The 15,626-nt window shown below is 69.2% G+C and carries 17 protein-coding genes; 9 read left to right on the top strand and 8 right to left on the bottom strand.

Translation table 11 applies throughout. The features are described from left to right. Positions 1–2: 2 nt before the first annotated feature. From ASG72_RS06675 to ASG72_RS06665, 3 genes are all read right to left on the bottom strand, one after another. Positions 3–611 (bottom strand): glutathione S-transferase, encoded by a 609-nt coding sequence (locus ASG72_RS06675; protein ID WP_056710382.1) that lies wholly within the window; start codon positions 609–611, stop codon positions 3–5. Between the two features lie 109 nt (positions 612–720). Then, a complete protein-coding gene (locus tag ASG72_RS06670) occupies positions 721–963 on the bottom strand; it encodes a DUF2312 domain-containing protein (protein ID WP_056710381.1) in 243 nt (80 codons plus the stop codon). A gap of 97 nt (positions 964–1,060) precedes the next feature. Then, complete coding sequence (locus ASG72_RS06665) at positions 1,061–1,843, bottom strand: N-formylglutamate amidohydrolase (protein WP_056710999.1); 783 nt, start codon at positions 1,841–1,843, stop codon at positions 1,061–1,063. A gap of 128 nt (positions 1,844–1,971) precedes the next feature. Between ASG72_RS06665 and ASG72_RS06660 the strand changes: the two genes are divergently transcribed. The 3 genes from ASG72_RS06660 to pyk are packed head-to-tail and all read left to right on the top strand — an operon-like array spanning position 1,972 to position 5,160. After that, positions 1,972–3,273 (top strand): DUF4147 domain-containing protein, encoded by a 1,302-nt coding sequence (locus ASG72_RS06660; RefSeq protein WP_244488728.1) that lies wholly within the window; start codon positions 1,972–1,974, stop codon positions 3,271–3,273. 8 nt (positions 3,274–3,281) lie between these two features. After that, on the top strand, positions 3,282–3,710 hold the full coding sequence (locus ASG72_RS06655) for a DUF1036 domain-containing protein (RefSeq protein ID WP_082540196.1): 429 nt from the start codon (positions 3,282–3,284) through the stop codon (positions 3,708–3,710). 10 nt (positions 3,711–3,720) lie between these two features. Beyond that, complete coding sequence (gene pyk / locus ASG72_RS06650; RefSeq protein WP_056710374.1) at positions 3,721–5,160, top strand: pyruvate kinase; 1,440 nt, start codon at positions 3,721–3,723, stop codon at positions 5,158–5,160. Between the two features lie 9 nt (positions 5,161–5,169). Here the strand turns inward: pyk and ASG72_RS06645 are convergent, their stop codons facing one another. The 3 genes from ASG72_RS06645 to ykgO all read right to left on the bottom strand — a co-directional run bounded on the left by ASG72_RS06645 (position 5,170) and on the right by ykgO (position 7,115). Beyond that, positions 5,170–6,135, bottom strand: coding sequence for an alpha/beta hydrolase (locus tag ASG72_RS06645; protein ID WP_056710372.1), 966 nt, complete (start codon positions 6,133–6,135; stop codon positions 5,170–5,172). A 54-nt stretch (positions 6,136–6,189) separates the two neighbouring features. Beyond that, positions 6,190–6,849, bottom strand: a complete 660-nt coding sequence (locus tag ASG72_RS06640; RefSeq protein ID WP_056710369.1) for a tetratricopeptide repeat protein — start codon at positions 6,847–6,849, stop codon at positions 6,190–6,192. A gap of 140 nt (positions 6,850–6,989) precedes the next feature. Next, positions 6,990–7,115, bottom strand: a complete 126-nt coding sequence (ykgO, locus tag ASG72_RS06635; RefSeq protein WP_038363015.1) for a type B 50S ribosomal protein L36 — start codon at positions 7,113–7,115, stop codon at positions 6,990–6,992. 249 nt (positions 7,116–7,364) lie between these two features. On the opposite strand from ykgO, the gene ASG72_RS06630 reads away from it, so the two are divergent. Next, positions 7,365–7,577 carry a hypothetical protein gene (locus tag ASG72_RS06630; protein WP_056710367.1) on the top strand — a complete coding sequence of 71 codons (213 nt, stop codon included), beginning with the start codon at positions 7,365–7,367 and terminating at the stop codon, positions 7,575–7,577. Here the strand turns inward: ASG72_RS06630 and ASG72_RS06625 are convergent, their stop codons facing one another. Beyond that, complete coding sequence (locus ASG72_RS06625) at positions 7,578–8,906, bottom strand: FAD-binding oxidoreductase (protein WP_056710364.1); 1,329 nt, start codon at positions 8,904–8,906, stop codon at positions 7,578–7,580. A 319-nt stretch (positions 8,907–9,225) separates the two neighbouring features. Between ASG72_RS06625 and ASG72_RS06620 the strand changes: the two genes are divergently transcribed. The 5 genes from ASG72_RS06620 to ASG72_RS06600 all read left to right on the top strand — a co-directional run bounded on the left by ASG72_RS06620 (position 9,226) and on the right by ASG72_RS06600 (position 15,238). Then, positions 9,226–10,083 (top strand): VOC family protein, encoded by an 858-nt coding sequence (locus ASG72_RS06620; protein ID WP_056710363.1) that lies wholly within the window; start codon positions 9,226–9,228, stop codon positions 10,081–10,083. A gap of 28 nt (positions 10,084–10,111) precedes the next feature. Beyond that, positions 10,112–11,716: an ABC transporter substrate-binding protein gene (locus tag ASG72_RS06615; protein WP_056710361.1), complete on the top strand. Its 1,605-nt coding sequence runs from the start codon at positions 10,112–10,114 to the stop codon at positions 11,714–11,716. A 79-nt stretch (positions 11,717–11,795) separates the two neighbouring features. Continuing rightward, a complete protein-coding gene (locus ASG72_RS06610; protein ID WP_056710359.1) occupies positions 11,796–12,773 on the top strand; it encodes an ABC transporter permease in 978 nt (325 codons plus the stop codon). A 3-nt stretch (positions 12,774–12,776) separates the two neighbouring features. Beyond that, complete coding sequence (locus tag ASG72_RS06605; protein WP_056710357.1) at positions 12,777–13,607, top strand: ABC transporter permease; 831 nt, start codon at positions 12,777–12,779, stop codon at positions 13,605–13,607. Next, positions 13,604–15,238 (top strand): ABC transporter ATP-binding protein, encoded by a 1,635-nt coding sequence (locus ASG72_RS06600; RefSeq protein WP_056710355.1) that lies wholly within the window; start codon positions 13,604–13,606, stop codon positions 15,236–15,238. The genes ASG72_RS06605 and ASG72_RS06600 overlap by 4 nt, the downstream gene beginning before the upstream one ends. On the opposite strand, the gene ASG72_RS21100 is transcribed toward ASG72_RS06600, so the two are convergent. Next, a complete protein-coding gene (locus tag ASG72_RS21100) occupies positions 15,235–15,552 on the bottom strand; it encodes a hypothetical protein (protein WP_200939905.1) in 318 nt (105 codons plus the stop codon). The genes ASG72_RS06600 and ASG72_RS21100 overlap by 4 nt on opposite strands. Positions 15,553–15,626 lie beyond the last annotated feature (74 nt).

Genomic DNA, 15,626 nt, shown 5'->3' with positions numbered 1-15,626 from the left:
CCTCATTCGCGGTCGATCGGCCATTGCGCGAAGATGTCGAGCGCCTCGCAGGCCTGGGCCTGGGCCGCCAGCGCCGGCCAGCGATTTCGCGGCGCATGATCCGGAATCACGAACTGGCAGAAGCCCCAGGCGATGGCGGCGGCGATATCGGCCGGGCGCAGCACCGGCCCGGCGGCGAGCTCGCCCTTGGCCGCAGCCGCGTCGAGCAGGTCGAGCGCGGTGTGGAGCTGCTCCTGGATGCGCTCCTGCCAGGGCGCGTAGCGATGCGCCTCCGGCCGCTTGCGCTCATATTCGACGGAGACCGCCTTGTCGGCGGCGACGATGCCGATCCCGGTCAAGGAGAGGTCGCGGCTGCGGGCCGCCGGCTCGGCCGGGCGCAGCGAGCGTCCCGCGAGATCCTCCATATGCTGGATGATCAGGTTGGAATCGCTGATGACCAGCCCGTCATCGGTGACCAGGGTCGGCGCCTTGATCAGCGGGTTGATCGCGCGGAAGGCGTCCATGTGCCGGAAGACCGAGACCGAGCGATGCTCGAAGGCGAGGCCGAGCAGGGTGCCGGTGATCGCGGCGCGGCGGACATAGGGGCTGTCGAGCATTCCGACGAGCAGCATGGCGGTCTCCGGGGCTGGTTTGACCGGAGACTGCCGCGAAGCGCCGCCGAAGCCACGCGAATTCGCGTGATTTCAGGCATCACGCGCCGTGATGAGCGGCAGCGCCGGCTCAGGCGGACTCGCCCACGGCCTGCAGATAGAGGTCGAGGATCGCCTCCTCTTCCTTGCGCTCGTTGAGGTCGCGCTTGCGGATAGCGATGACCTTGCGCAGCACCTTGACGTCGTAGCCATTGGCCTTCGCCTCGCCATAGACCTCCTTGATGTCGTCGGCGATGGTCTTCTTCTCCTCCTCGAGCCGCTCGATGCGCTGCACGATGCTCTTGAGCTGGTCGCCCTGAACCGGTTCGTCCATCTTGATGTCCTTCGAAGTGGGGAGGGGAATTTGGCCGGAGGGTTCGCACCGGCCGGGGGCTCGCGTCAAGCCGCTGCGGGTCAGGGAATGGCAGTGCTCAACAGCTGCGCGCCGGCAAGGCGCGGAGGCAGCCCGGCAGCAGCGCGGCCAGCCGCTCGCCCCAGTGGCGCGCCTGCGCCGGCGTCGCGATCAGATCCTGCCGGAGCTCGATCAGGCTGTCATGCAGGCCGCGCGCATGGGCATGGCGGTCGATCGTGTCCCCGGGCAGGCCGCCGGCATAGGGCTCGTTGTCGCCGATGATCAGGCCGGGATCCTCCCGCAGCGCCGCCAGCAGCAGCTTCGACAGGGTCCCTTCGCCGTCCCACAGCACGCCGACATGCCAGGGCCTCGCCGCACCCTTCCAGACCGGCGTGAACGAGTGCAGCGAGACGATCGCCGGCGGGTGGCCCGCCGCGACGGCCGTGGCGATGGCGGCGTCGATCGCCGCGTCATAGGGCCGGTAATATCGCGCCACGCGCCGCTCTATCTCCGCCGCATCGATATGGCGGTTGCCGGGGATCAGCGCGCCGTCCGAGATCCGCATCACCAGAGTTGGGTCGTCGAGGCCGCGATTGGGGTCGATCAGCAGCCGCGAGAAATGGCTGAGCACCGCGGGGCAGCCGAGCCGTGCCGCCATGGCGCGGGTCATCGCGGCCGCGCCGATATCATAGGCGATGTGGCGTTCGAGCTCGGCCGGGGGCAGGCCGAGCCCCGCCAATTCGGCCGGGATGGCATTGCTGGCATGGTCGCAGAGCAGCAGCAGCCCGGTCGCGGGGTCGCCCGCGATGAACTCGACCTCACCCGGCGTGCGCGGCGCTGCTGGCAGTTCCGTCGACGTCACGCGCACGACCTCTGAAAAGTATGATTACATAATCGAATGGCTGGTGACGCCAGCGCCGGCGCGACTTAAAAGAATCAGCAACGAAAGTCGAATGAATCCGACTTCTGGCGCGATCGGGGGGCAGGCTGGTGACGGAGGAGGGCCGAACTGAACGCCTGCGGGGCCTCGCCCGGCAGATCTTCGACGCCGCCGTCTCACGCGCCCATCCCGCGGGCTGCCTCCCCGCGCATCTGCCGCCGCCGCCCGAAAAAGGCCGGCTGATCCTGCTCGCGGCGGGCAAGGCCGCGGGCAGCATGACCGCGCTGGCCGAGGCGCATTATCTCGACGCCGGCCTGCCGCCGGCCCGCCTGGTCGGCCATGCGGTGGCGCGGCATGGCTACGAAACACGCACCCGGCACATTCCGATGGTCGCGGCCGGGCATCCCGTTCCCGATCAGGGCAGCATCGACAGCGCGCTGACGGCCCTCGCGCTCGCCAAATCGGCCGGTGCGGATGATCTCGTGCTGGTGCTGCTCTCCGGCGGCGGCTCGGCCAATTGGGTGGCGCCCGCCGGCGCGCTGACCCTCGCTGAGAAACAGGCGGTCAACAAGGCGCTGCTGCGCTCTGGCGCGCCGATCGGCGAGATGAACATCGTCCGCAAGCGGCTGTCGCGGATCAAGGGCGGCCGGCTGGCGCTGGCTGCGGCACCGGCCAGGCTGCTGACGCTGGCGATCTCGGATGTGCCGGGAGACGAGCCGACCGCCATCGCCTCGGGGCCGACCGTGCCGGATCCGACGACGCTGGCGCAGGCCCGCGAGATCGTGGCCCGCTACGGGCTGGCGCTGCCGCCGGCGGCGGTCACGCTGCTCGCGGACGAGGCGAGCGAGACGCCGAAGCCGGGACATCCCGCCTTCGCCGACACGGAGTTCCGGATCATCGCCCGGCCCTCGGACGCGCTGGCGGCGGCGCGGGCGGCCGCCGAACAGGCGGGCTTCGCGGTGCATGATCTCGGAGCCGATCTCGAGGGCGAGGCGCGCGACGTCGCTGCCGCCCATGCCGCGCTGGCGATCGCGCTGAAGCGCGAGGGCCGGCGCGCCGCGATCCTGTCCGGCGGCGAGCTGACCGTGACCCTGCGCGGGCAGGGGGCCGGCGGACCCAATCAGGAATATGCGCTGGCGCTCGCCATCGCGCTCGGCGGGGAGCCCGGCATCGTCGCGCTGTCGGGCGATACGGACGGGACCGATGGCGGCGGCGGCGAGGCGACCGACCCCGCCGGCGCGCTGATCGACCCCGGCACCTTGGCACGCGCCGAACAGCTCGGCCTCGTTCCCGCCCAATCTCTTGCGGACAACGATTCGACCGGGTTCTTCTCGGCGCTGGGCGACCTTCTGCGGACGGGACCGACCCTGACCAACGTCAATGACTGCCGCGTGATCCTGATCGAGCCATGATGATGCCGATGAGCCGCCTGTCCCGTTCCGTCCTGCTGGGGGCCCTGCTGGCGCTGGCCCCGGGGGCTGCGCTCGCCGATCTCAGGATGTGCAACACCACCGGCAGCCGCGTCGGCGTGGCCATCGGCTATCGCGACGGGCAGGGCTGGATCACCGAAGGCTGGTGGAATCTGGCGCCCCGGGCCTGCGAGACGCTGCTGCGGGGCACGCTGGCGGCGCGGTTCTACTATGTGCACGCCGTCGACTACGACAAGGGCGGGGAGTGGACCGGCAAATCGGTGATGTGCACCCGCAACAAGGAATTCACCATCCGCGGCATCGAGGATTGCCTGGCGCGCGGCTATGAGCGGGCCGGCTTCTTCGAAGTCGATACCGGCGAACAGAAGAGCTGGACGATCCAGCTGACCGACAACACCGGCGCCGCGCCGCGGCCGTGAGGGAGCAGAGATGAAGCGCGAACGCCGGATCAAGATCATCGCCACGCTCGGCCCCGCCTCCGCCACGGTCGAAATGTGCGAGAAGCTGTTCGCCGCCGGCGTCGACGTGTTCCGCATCAATATGAGCCACACCCAGCGCGAGACGCTGCCCGAGCGGGTCGCGATGCTGCGCTCGCTGGAAACGCGCTTCAAGCGCCCGGTCGGCATCCTCGCCGATCTGCAGGGGCCGAAGCTGCGGGTCGGCCAGTTCGGCGGCGAGGGCTTCGTCAGCCTCGAGAACGGCGCCCGTTTCGTGCTCGATTCCGATCCGGCTCCCGGCGATGCCAGGCGGGTCCATCTGCCCCATCCCGAAATCCTGATGGCGCTGGAGCCCGGGCACAGCCTGATCCTCGACGACGGCAAGATCCGCCTCGTCGTCGAGACGGCGAGCCCGGAGCAGGCGGTGACGAAGGTGACGGTGGGCGGCAAGCTGTCGTCGCGCAAGGGCGTCAGCCTGCCCGACACCACCATTCCCGTCTCGGCGATGACCGACAAGGACCGGTCCGATGCAGAGGCCGCGGCCGAGGCGGGGGTCGACTGGATCGCCCTGTCCTTCGTGCAGCGCCCGGAGGACATGGCCGATCTGCGCAAGATCGTCCGCGGCCGCGCTCTGGCGCTCGCCAAGATCGAGAAGCCTCAGGCGGTGATCCGGCTGGAGGAGATCATCGACGCCTCCGACGCGATCATGGTGGCGCGCGGCGATCTCGGCGTGGAGATGCCGATCGAGAAGGTGCCGGGCACGCAGAAGCGCATCACCCGCATGGCCCGGCGCAAGGGCAAGCCGGTGGTGATCGCGACGCAGATGTTGGAGAGCATGATCACCGCGCCGGTGCCGACGCGGGCCGAGGTGTCGGATGTCGCGACGGCGGTGTTCGAGGGCGCCGATGCGGTGATGCTCTCGGCCGAGAGCGCCGCCGGCGAATATCCGATCGAGGCGGTGACGATGATGAACCGCATCGCCGAGGAGGTCGAAAGCGAGCTGGTCTATCGCTCGATCCTCGAGGCCCAGCGGGCCGAGCCGGAAGCCACCGGGGCCGACGCCATCGCCAAGGCGGCGCATGAGATCGCCGATGCGCTCAAGCTCAGGGCGATCGCGGCCTGGACCTCGTCGGGCTCGACCGCCTTCCGCATCGCGCGCGAGCGGCCCAATGCCACCGTCATCGCGCTGACCCCCAATCGCAGCACGGCCCGGCAGCTCACGCTGGTCTGGGGCGTGCACGCGGTGGTGACGAAGGATGCCTCCGATATCGACGACATGGCGGCGCGGGCCTGCAAATTCGCGGTCCGCGAAAAATTCGCCGAACTCGGGGACCGGATCATCGTCGTCGCCGGCGTCCCCTTCGGCACGCCGGGCGCGACCAACATGGTGCGCATCGCCTTCGTCCAGAAAGAGCATGTCGAACAGGCGTGAAGCGCGCGCCTAGTTGCGCGCCAGGCCGGAGCGCGGACCCGCCATCTGGTCGATCGCCTCGATGACGATCTCCGGCGCGGCGTGGTGCGGCATGTGGCCGACGCCGGGCAAGAGCACGAAGCGCCCCTCCGGCGCCTGCCGCGCGATGGTGGCGGAATGGATGGTCGGCGAGACGACGCTGTCGCTGTCGCCGGTGATCGCCACCACCGGGACCCGAAGCCCATCATAGCGCTTCGCCTGCTCCGTGACGAAATCCAGCGTCGCCTTGATGTCCTGCGAATTCGCGCGGAACACGGCCGGGCGGAGCAGCAGGCGGATATCGCCCTCCTCGACATAGCCCTGCGTCATCGGCCGCGGCGCGAACACGCTGCGCGCCCCGTCCTCCAGCAGGTAGCTCGCCGCCGGCAAAGCGACGAGGCGGGTGAAGAGCGGGCCGATCAGCGGCCAGGAGGTGACGTGATGATACCAGGCGATGCCGCCCGGCCAGGGATGGGTGACGGCGCCGAGCAGCACCAGCCCCTGCAGGCGGTCGGCCCTGTCCAGCGCGATCCGGGTGGAGAGCGCGCCGGCGAGTGAATGCGCCACCAGCACGAAGCGCTCCGGCGCGAGCTGGTCCAGCGCCTGCATCAGCGCCGCCGCCTGGCGTGCGGGATCGGCCATCGCATCGCCCTGCAGCCTGTCGCTCCAGCCATGGCCCGGCCGATCGACGGCGATGATCCTGTAATGGCCGAGCTCGGGGCCGAGCGTCGCCAGGAGATCGGCGTGGTTCGAGGAGGCGCCATGGACGAGCACCACGGTGCCGCGCGACTCGCCGGACGGCGCGCGCTCGACATAATGGATGCGGCCGCCGGGGACGGAGGCGAAGCGACCTTCCGGCGGATGGGCGCGCGCGACCTCCCGACCGATCCATTCGCTGCGCAGGATCAGCGCGGCGGCGGCCAGGAGGATGAGGACGAGGGTGATACGGATCAGCATGCAGGCTTTACGAGGAAAACCCCGCGCCGGTTTCGTCGCGGGGCCGCGATGCGCTCACGCGTCGCGGCCGTCGACCTCGACCTTCAGCGATTCCACCGCATCCTTGATCGCCTCGAGCTGCGGGTAGATTTCGAGGGCGCGGCGGAAGGCGACCATCGCCCGCTTGTCGTCGCCCTGCTGCCGCAGGATGGTGCCGAGCCCCATCATCGCCCCGTAATGCCGCGGCTCCCGCTTCAGCGCCTCGCCGATGTCGAGCAGCGAGCGGATCGGGTCGCCCGCCAGGAAGAGTGCGTTGGCGCGCTGGTTCCAGGCCTCGGCCCAGCCCGGCTCCAGGCTGATGACGCGATCGAGGAGTTCGATGGCGAGCTCGGTCTGCTTGCCGCGCAGGGCGGTCTGCGCCCGCGTCATCAGCAGATCGGCCGTGTCCGAGCCCGATCTGGCCCAGCGCCGCTGGATCAGATTGGCGATGCCTTTGGCCTCCGCCTCGTCCTTGGCCGCGGCGAGCCGCTCGAACAACCGGTCCAGCGTGGCGGCAGGGCCGCGCTGCGGTCCCGGCGGGCGGGCGGCCGAGGGGTTGTCGTCGCGGTCGATGGGCGGCGGAACGACCGGGGCGGGCGTCGCATTCTGGGCGCGCGCTCCGGCCGCGCCGAGCGCGAGGGAGAGGAACGCGATCAGCAGGATGGAAGCCTGCGAAGTCGGGCGCGATGAGGTCATGGCGGGCAGTGTATCGGCAGGATGGCCGCCGTCAATTCACAGCGATGCGAGGCCGCCACGACGAAAAGGCGGGATACGCCGCAAGGCGCCCCGCCAACCCGTTCAATCCGTCGCGATGCAGCCCGAAGGCCGCGGCGCACTCAGCCCTGGCGCGCCTTGAAGCGCTTCTGGACCTTGTTGATGATGTAGACGCGGCCCTTGCGGCGCACGAGCTGGTTGTCGCGATGGCGCGCGCGCAGCGACTTCAGCGAATTGCGGATCTTCATCGGTCTCAACTCCGTCGATCCGCCTACGCCAGCGAATCGGGCAAAAACTAAACCGCGCGACGCGAACCGGCGAACCGGCCCTCATCGCCCACGCGAATGGTGCGGCTGATGCGATGGGCGCTGTATACGGATTTCTGCAAGGATCGCAAGCGAAAAGCGGCCCCGTCATGGCGTCGCCCGCGCCGTCTCCGCCGGAACAAGCGCGGGGGCGCGGCGTTCACGCAGCACCTTCACCGAGAGCCGCATCCCATGACCAGCAAGCTTCCCACCTTCGTCCTCCTCGCGACTGCCGCTCTGGCACTCGGCGCCTGCAACACGGTCGAACAGCGGGTCGGGGGTGCTGCGGTCGGCGCTGGAACCGGAGCCGTCGTCGCCGGACCCGTGGGAGCCGTTGTGGGCGGCGCAGCCGGCGCGATCACCGCGCCGACCGTCGTGCGCAGCACGCGCCGCGCCACGCGCTGATCAGATCTCGGCGGCGTCCAGCCGCCGATAAAGCGGTAGCGCCAGCGGCGCGATCCGCCTGACCAGACCGCGCAGCGGCTGCGGCCTCGGCTCCGAGAGCGGCAGGCCCAACGTCTCGATGGCGGCGCCCTGCGTGGCGCGCGCCAATTCGCGACCGAGCGAGACGGACAGGGCCACGGCCCTGCCATTGCAGCCGACCCAGCCATAGGCGTCCGGCCCCAGCCGGTGGATCCGGGGATAGCCCGGCACCTGCGGCTGCAGGAGATTATCCGGCGTCATGCCGATATAGCCCGACCAGACATAGTCGAAGCCGATCTCGCCGAGCTGCGGCCAGAGCCGCTTGAGACGCTCGGCGACGGCGGGGCGCAGATTGGCGCCGCCCGCTCCCGGAAACACCGCGGCGCCGCCGGTGACCAGGCGGTTGCGGGCGTCCCAGCGGGCGAAATACAGCTCGCGATGCGTATCGGACATAGCCTGGCGGCCGGGAATGATCGTCTTGGCGATATTGTCGCTGATCGGCTGCGTCGCCATCTGCCAGGACAGGACCGGGATGACCTCGCTGGCCACCTCCGGCGCCAGGCCCGGCTCGAATTCCCCGGTATAGGCATTGGTCGCGAGCACCAGCGCGCGGGCCGTCACCCGGCCGGCCGGCGTCTTCACGTTCCAGCGGCCGTTTTCATGCGTCATCGAGCGTGCCGGGGAGCGTGCATAGATCGCGGCGCCGAGCCCGAGCGCGGTCTTCGCCAGCCCGCGCGTCAAAGCGAGCGGGTTGATATGGCCGCCGGTCCGGTTCCAGAAGCCGCCGAACCAGGCTTCGCTGCCCAGCATCTGCGCCGTCGCCTGGCGGTCGAGCAGCTCGACCGGGGCACCGATCGCCGACCATTCGCGCACACGCTTCTCCGCCAGCCTGAACCGCCCCGGCGAATGCACCGGCTGGACCCAGCCCGCCTGCTCGGCCTCCGCGGCGATGTCGTATTTGCGGATCGTCTCGAAGAGATATTGGGCGGAATCGCGCAGCAACGCGTTGAAGCGTTCGCCTGCCTCGCCATGCCGCTTCACCATCGCCGAGGGATCATGGCCGGCCAGCGTCGGGATGACCTGGCCGTTATTGCGACCCGAGGCGCCCCAGCCGGGCTCGGCCGCCTCGATCACCACCACCTCGCTGCCCGCTTCGCGCAGGTGGATGGCGGTGGACAGGCCGGTGAAGCCGCCGCCGATGACCACGACATCGGCCTGGACGTCGCCGGACAGGCTCGGCAGCTCCGGGCCCGGGGGCGCGGTCGCAGCCCAGAGGGAGGGCGGCCAGGTGACGCTGGACGGGTCGCTCATCGGTGAAGGCCTCGACGGTCTCGGACAGGCCACGCGGCAGGCTGTGGCCGATGATTTGCATCGTGCATCGGAGGCCGGCCGGTTGACAAGCGACAGATTGCGCCAGATCGCGATGAAGGGAGTGATTGTTACTCATTCTGGAGCCTGCGGCAGCAAAATATTCTGATATACGAGAGATGCCGCCATTCTCTTGAAATCATTTTCTCAGCGTGCTTGCTTGGCGGCCGCAATTTCCAGGCGGTTGTCTCCGCCGGGAGATCGCTTAGCCTGAGGCACCGGCCCCGAAGCGGAGCCGGATCGCCCCGATGAGGGAACCGCCATGCCGCTCAAACATGTCCTCGGCGTCGATCATGTGATGGTCACGGTGCGCGATCTCGACGCCTCCGCCGAGACCTGGCGCCGGCTCGGCTTCACCGTTTCGCCTCGCGGCACGCATTCGCCGCATCTCGGCTCCGGCAATTACACGATCATGTTCGGCGAGGATTATGTGGAGCTGCTCGGCATCCTCGCCGAGACGGAGCACAACAAGCCGATGCGCGATTTCCTGCGCCAGCGCGAGGGGGTGGAGCGCATCGCCTTCACCACCGACGATGCGGCCGCCGGCGCCAAGGAGGTGCAGGCACAGGGCTTCGACGCGGATGGGCCGGTGCATTTCGGGCGCCCCGTCGATCTGCCGGGCGGCGCCGTCGGCGAAGCGCGCTTCAACGTCTTCCGCTGGCCGCTGGACCAGGCGCCGGGCGGCATCCGCATCTTCGCCTGCGAGCATCTGACCCGCGACGCGGTCTGGGTGCCCGCCTGGCAGAGGCATGCCAACGGCACGCAGCGCATCCTGCGCATCGAGGTGCTGACCGGCGATCCCGCGGCGGCGGCGGCGCAGCTCGGCCGGCTGATCGACCGGCCTGCCATGGCCGAAGGCGACGCGCATCGCGTCGCATCGGGCGGCACCCGCGCCGATTTCCTGTTCTACGACGCAGCCGGCTTCGCCAGGCGCTATCCCGACGCGGTGCGCCAGGGCGCGGCGCCGGAGGGGGCGGTGGCTCTGGTGCTGGCGACCTCGGACATCGCGGCCGCCGGCCGGGCCCTGGCCGCGACCGGCGTGTCGCATGGCGCGGCCGTCAGCGCCCCGGCCCATGCGGCCAACGGCATCATCGTCAGCTTCATTCCCCAGACCGCCTGAGCCAGCGCGACCCAGCAAGGAGACTGCCATGGACATGACCCGCCGCGCCGCGCTGCTGACCAGCGCCGCCATCGCCTCCAACGTCCTCTTCCCCCAGCGCTCCTTCGCGCAGGAGACGCCGCGCAAGGGCGGCGTCTTCACCGTGCATTACGGGGCGGAGCAGCGCCAGCTGAACCCGAGCCTGCAGGCCTCGACCGGCGTCTACATCATCGGCGGCAAGATCCAGGAGCAGCTCGTCGATCTCGCTTCCGCCGGCAACACCGTCGGCGTGCTGGCGGAAAGCTGGGAGGCGACGCCGGACGGCAAGACCGTCACCTTCAAGCTGCGCAAGGGCGTGACCTGGCATGACGGCAAGGACTTCACCTCGGCCGATGTGCAGTTCACCGCGATGGAGATGTGGAAGAAGATCCTGAACTACGGATCGACCCTGCAGCTCTTCCTCACCGCGGTCGATACGCCCGACCCGCACACCGCGATCTTCCGCTATGAGCGGCCGATGCCGCTGCCCCTGCTGCTGCGCGCCCTGCCGGATCTCGGCTACATCTCGCCGCGCCATCTCTACGAGGGCAAGGGCGATATCCGGCAGAACCCGGTCAATCTGGCGCCGGTCGGGACGGGCCCGTTCAAATTCGTGCAATATGAGCGCGGCCAATACGTCATCGCCGACCGCAACACCAATTACTGGCGGCCGAACGCGCCCTATCTCGACCGGATCGTCTGGCGGGTGGTGACCGACCGCTCGGCCGCCGCCGCGCAGATGGAGGCCGGGCAGATCCATTACAGCCCGTTCTCGGGGCTGACGATCTCCGACCTCGCGCGGCTCGGCAAGGATCCGCGCTTCATCGTCTCGACCAAGGGCAATGAAGGCAATGCCCGCACCAACACGATCGAGTTCAACTTCCGGCGCAAGGAGCTCGCGGATATCAGGGTGCGCCGCGCCATCGCGCATGCGCTCAACATCCCCTTCTTCATCGAGAATTTCCTCGGCGATTTCGCCAAGCGCGGCACCGGGCCGATCCCTTCGGTCTCGACCGATTTCTATCCCGCCGACAACGGCCCGCAATATCCCTATGACAAGGCGGTGGCGATCAAGCTGCTGGACGAGGCCGGGTTCAAGCCCGGCGCCGGCGGCACGCGCTTCACCCTGCGGCTCCTGCCGGCGCCCTGGGGCGAGGATATCTCGCTCTTCGCCACCTTCATCCAGCAATCGCTCGCCGAAGTCGGGATCAGGATCGAGATCGTCCGCAATGATGGCGGCGGCTTCCTGAAGTCGGTCTATGCCGATCATAATTTCGACCTGGCCTCGGGCTGGCACCAGTATCGCAACGATCCGGCCGTCTCGACCACGGTCTGGTACCGGTCCGGCCAGCCGGTGGGCGCGCCCTGGACCAATCAATGGGGCTGGACCGACGAGACGATGGACAAGATCATCGACGATGCCGCGACCGAGGTCGATGCCGCCAAGCGCAAGGCGCTCTATGGCGACTTCGTGCGGCGGGCGAACAGCGAATTGCCGATCTGGACGCCGATCGAGCAGATCTTCCTCACCGCGATCAGCGCCAAGGCCCGCAATCACTCGAACACGCCGCGCTGGGGCTCCGCCTCCTGGCACGATCTGTGGTTGGCCGAATGAGCGGGGAGGCGGCCGCGGCTCGTGACAAGGCAGGACGAAATCTCGTGACGATGTCTTCACCCGTGCGGCCGGCTCTGCGATGCGCGTCCTAGCCCTGGCGGGGCGGCGGCTCGCCGCCTCGATCCCGACCCTGTTCCTGATCCTGATCGGGGTGTTCCTGCTGCTCCAGCTCGCGCCGGGCGACACGGTCGACGCGATGATGGCGCAGATGGGCGGCGGCGATGCCGCGACCGCGAAACAGCTGCGCGAATTCTACGGGCTCGACCTCTCGGTCGGGGCGCAGCTCGCCAATTATCTCTGGCGGCTGGTGCGCTTCGACCTCGGCTTCTCCGCGATCTACGGCAAGCCGGTCGCGACCGTGATCCTGGAGCGGCTGCCGGCCACGATCCTGCTGATGACGGCCTCGCTCTCCTTCGCCTTCTTCTTCGGCATCGTCTTCGGCGTGCTGGCGGCGCGCCGGGTCAATCGCTGGCAGGATACGCTGATCTCGACGCTCGGACTGATCTTCTATGCGATGCCGACCTTCTGGTTCGGGCTGATGGCGATCGTCGTCTTCGCGATCAGGCTGCAATGGCTGCCGGCGGGCGGCTTCGAGGACATCACGGTGAGCCGCAGCGGGCTGAGCCGGACGCTCGACATCGCCCGGCATCTGCTGCTGCCGACGCTGACGCTCGGCCTGTTCTACCTCGCGATCTATCTCAGGATCATGCGCGGCTCGATGCTGGAGGTGCTGAACCTGGATTTCGTGCGCACGGCGCGCGCCAAGGGGCTCGACGAGACGCGGGTGGTGGTCAAGCACGTGCTGCGCAACGCGCTGCTGCCGATGGTGACGCTGATCGGCCTGCAGGCCGGGACGATGCTGGGCGGATCGGTGGTGGTGGAGAGCGTGTTCTCGCTGCCGGGGCTCGGCCGCCTCGCCTATGAATCGGTGGTGCAGCGCGATCTCAACACGCTGCTCGGCATCGTCTTCATGTCGGCGCTGCTGGTCATCATCGTCAATTTCATCGTCGACCTGCTCTATGCGCGGCTCGATCCGCGCATCACCACGGGGAGCTGAGCGATGCAGGTGCTGAGGCTCTATCTGCGCAGCCCATCCGCGGTGATCGGCCTGCTGCTGCTGCTCCTGGTCCTGGCCGCGGCGATCAGCGCCGGCTGGCTCTATCCGCGCGATCCGCTGGCGCTGGCGGGGCGGCCGCTGCTCTGGCCGCTCGAGAACCCGCGCTTTCCGCTCGGAACCGACAATTCCGGCCGCGACATCGCCGCGCAGATCTTCCACGGAGCCCGCATCTCGCTGCTGATCGGCCTGGTGGCGACGACCATCTCGATCCTGATCGGCATCACGGTCGGGGCGTTGGCGGGCTATTATGGCGGCTGGGTCGACACGCTGCTGATGCGCGTGACCGAGGCCTTCCAGACGCTGCCGAACTTCCTGCTGCTCCTGGTGCTGGTGGCGGTGTTCGGCTCGACGCTGGCGACGGTGACGGTCGCGATCGGGATCGTCTCCTGGCCGGCTTCCGCGCGGCTGACCCGGGCCGAGTTCCTGAGCCTGCGCAGCCGCGAATTCGTCCAGGCCGGGCGTACGCTCGGGCTGCGCGACGCGAAGCTGATCTTCGGCGAGATCCTGCCCAATGCGCTGCCGCCGGTCATCGTCTATGCCAGCGTCGTGATGGCCATCGCCATCCTGCTGGAGAGCGCGCTGGCCTTCCTGAAGCTGTCGGACCCGAATGTCGCATCCTGGGGCAATCTGATCGGCATCGGCCGGGATGTGCTGCGGGTGCAATGGTATGTCTCGGCGATCCCCGGCGTGGCGATCCTGATCACCGTGCTCGCCGTCTCGCTCGTCGGGCAGGGGCTGAACGACGCGCTCAATCCGAGGCTGAAGGGCCGATGAAGCCGATCCTCACCCTCGAGAGCGTCAGCGTCAGCCTGCCCGAAGGCGCCGACCGGCCCCATGCGATGGAGGAGGTCTCGCTGTCGGTCGCGGCCGGGGAGATCCTCTGCGTCGTCGGCGAATCCGGCTCCGGCAAATCGATGACCGCCAATGCGATCATGCGGCTGCTGCCGCAGGGCGTGACGATCGCGGCGGGGCGCATCCTGTTCGAGGGCCGCGATCTCGCCGGGATCAGCGAGGCGGAGATGCGCAAGGTGCGCGGCGCCGGCATCGCGATGATCTTCCAGGAGCCGATGACGGCGCTGAACCCGCTGCGCAGCATCGGCGACCAGATCGGCGAGATGTTCGAGACCCATACCCGGCTCTCGCGCGCGGAGATCGGCGCGCGGGTGCTGGCGCTGCTCGCCGAGGTGAACATCCCCGAGCCGGAGAAGGCGGCCAAGGCCTATCCGCACGAGCTCTCGGGCGGGCAGCGCCAGCGCGCGATGATCGCCATGGCGCTGGCCCTGGACCCGCGCCTGCTGATCGCCGACGAGCCGACGACGGCGCTCGACGTCACGACGCAGGCGCAGATCCTGACGCTGATCCGCGATCTGCAGCGGCGCAAGGGAACGGCCGTGCTGTTCATCACCCATGATTTCGGCGTGGTGGCGGAGATCGCCGACCGGGTCGCGGTGATGAGCCAGGGCCGGGTGGTGGAGACGGGCAGCGCCGATGCGGTGCTGAACGCGCCGCAGCACGCCTATACGCGGCAGCTCATCGCCGCCGTGCCGCCGCTGAAGGCGCCGCCGCCGCGGCCGCTGGCGAGCGAGCCGATCCTGACGATGGCGCATGTCTCCAAGACTTATCGCACAGGCGGTTTTCTGGGCCGCGGCCAGCGCGTCACCCATGCGGTGAAGGATGTCTCGCTGGTGCTGCCGCGCGGCGCGACGCTCGGCATCGTCGGCGAATCCGGCTCCGGAAAATCGACGCTGGCCCGCTGCCTGGTGCGGCTGATCGACCCCGATGGCGGCGAGATCCGCCTGAACGGCCGCGATCTCGCGGGGCTGACGCGGGCCGAAATGCGCGCCGAGACCCGGAATATCCAGATGGTCTTCCAGGACCCCTTCGCCTCGCTCAACCCGCGGCGCAAGGCGGGCGAGCTGGTCGCCCAGGGGCTGATCGTGCATGGCATGGCCCGCAGCCAGGCGCTGGCGCGGGCGGCGGAGCTGTTCGCCCTGGTCGGGCTCGATCCCGCCGCGACCGATCGCTACCCGCACGAATTTTCCGGCGGGCAGCGCCAGCGCATCGGCCTGGCCCGGGCCCTGGCGCTGGAGCCCGATGTGCTGGTGGCGGACGAGCCGGTGTCGGCGCTCGACGTCTCGGTGCAGGCGCAGGTGCTCGCGCTGCTCGCCGAGCTGCGCCAACGGCTGGGAATCTCGATCGTCTTCATCACCCATGATCTGCGCGTCGCGGCGCAGGTCTGCGATCTCGTGGCTGTGATGAAGAATGGCGAGGTGGTCGAGACCGGGCCGATCGGCCAGGTTTTCGGCCAGCCGCAGCATCCCTATACGAAGGCGCTGCTCGCCTCGATCCCGGGGCAGGGTTTCGGGCTGAGCCGGGACCTCGCCGCGGCCGCCGGCCAGGCCTAAAGCGACGCGGGAGCCGCGAGGCAGAACGGCGTTGCATCTTGGATGGGCCGTCGGGCGAGCAGGCCCTGAGCCGGCATGCTGGCCTGCCATCGCGGCTCGGCCCGAGCCGATCGGGCTGCCACGCCCATTGCCGCGCCAGGACCCTGAACGACTCGGCACGTGCTGTAGAGCGCCATATGGCTGATGCCGAGTTTTGCGGCGATCCCGACGATGGTGATTTTGGGCAACCCCAGCGCGATGCCCGCATTGGCGATGCGTTCGCGGGTGATCGTGCGCGGACGCCCGCGTGGAAGCGCCGGTCGCTTGGTCTCCATGGCGGTCTTTCCGTCTCGGCGGTCACCCCGACCAGGCCCGGAACGTACGGGCGGGCGGCGGGGTGGGGAATCGA

It is taken from the genome of Allobosea sp. Leaf344, from assembly GCF_001426225.1.
Lineage (GTDB): Bacteria > Pseudomonadota > Alphaproteobacteria > Rhizobiales > Beijerinckiaceae > Allobosea.
Note: the sequence above shows the minus strand (reverse complement) of the source record. Positions and strands in the feature narration are given on the sequence as shown.

Excerpts from the sequence above, each read along its gene's own strand:
- ASG72_RS06605 (WP_056710357.1), top strand. The coding sequence starts at position 12,777 with ATGCAGGTGCTGAGGCTCTATCTGCGCAGCCCATCCGCGGTGATCGGC.
- ASG72_RS06670 (WP_056710381.1), bottom strand. The coding sequence starts at position 963 with ATGGACGAACCGGTTCAGGGCGACCAGCTCAAGAGCATCGTGCAGCGC.
- ASG72_RS06645 (WP_056710372.1), bottom strand. The coding sequence starts at position 6,135 with ATGCTGATCCGTATCACCCTCGTCCTCATCCTCCTGGCCGCCGCCGCG.
- ASG72_RS21100 (WP_200939905.1), bottom strand. The coding sequence starts at position 15,552 with ATGGAGACCAAGCGACCGGCGCTTCCACGCGGGCGTCCGCGCACGATC.
- ykgO (WP_038363015.1), bottom strand. The coding sequence starts at position 7,115 with ATGAAGATCCGCAATTCGCTGAAGTCGCTGCGCGCGCGCCATCGCGAC.
- ASG72_RS06640 (WP_056710369.1), bottom strand. The coding sequence starts at position 6,849 with ATGACCTCATCGCGCCCGACTTCGCAGGCTTCCATCCTGCTGATCGCG.
- ASG72_RS06675 (WP_056710382.1), bottom strand. The coding sequence starts at position 611 with ATGCTGCTCGTCGGAATGCTCGACAGCCCCTATGTCCGCCGCGCCGCG.
- pyk (WP_056710374.1), top strand. The coding sequence starts at position 3,721 with ATGAAGCGCGAACGCCGGATCAAGATCATCGCCACGCTCGGCCCCGCC.
- ASG72_RS06615 (WP_056710361.1), top strand. The coding sequence starts at position 10,112 with ATGGACATGACCCGCCGCGCCGCGCTGCTGACCAGCGCCGCCATCGCC.
- ASG72_RS06610 (WP_056710359.1), top strand. The coding sequence starts at position 11,796 with ATGCGCGTCCTAGCCCTGGCGGGGCGGCGGCTCGCCGCCTCGATCCCG.
- ASG72_RS06600 (WP_056710355.1), top strand. The coding sequence starts at position 13,604 with ATGAAGCCGATCCTCACCCTCGAGAGCGTCAGCGTCAGCCTGCCCGAA.
- ASG72_RS06655 (WP_082540196.1), top strand. The coding sequence starts at position 3,282 with ATGAGCCGCCTGTCCCGTTCCGTCCTGCTGGGGGCCCTGCTGGCGCTG.
- ASG72_RS06625 (WP_056710364.1), bottom strand. The coding sequence starts at position 8,906 with ATGAGCGACCCGTCCAGCGTCACCTGGCCGCCCTCCCTCTGGGCTGCG.
- ASG72_RS06630 (WP_056710367.1), top strand. The coding sequence starts at position 7,365 with ATGACCAGCAAGCTTCCCACCTTCGTCCTCCTCGCGACTGCCGCTCTG.
- ASG72_RS06620 (WP_056710363.1), top strand. The coding sequence starts at position 9,226 with ATGCCGCTCAAACATGTCCTCGGCGTCGATCATGTGATGGTCACGGTG.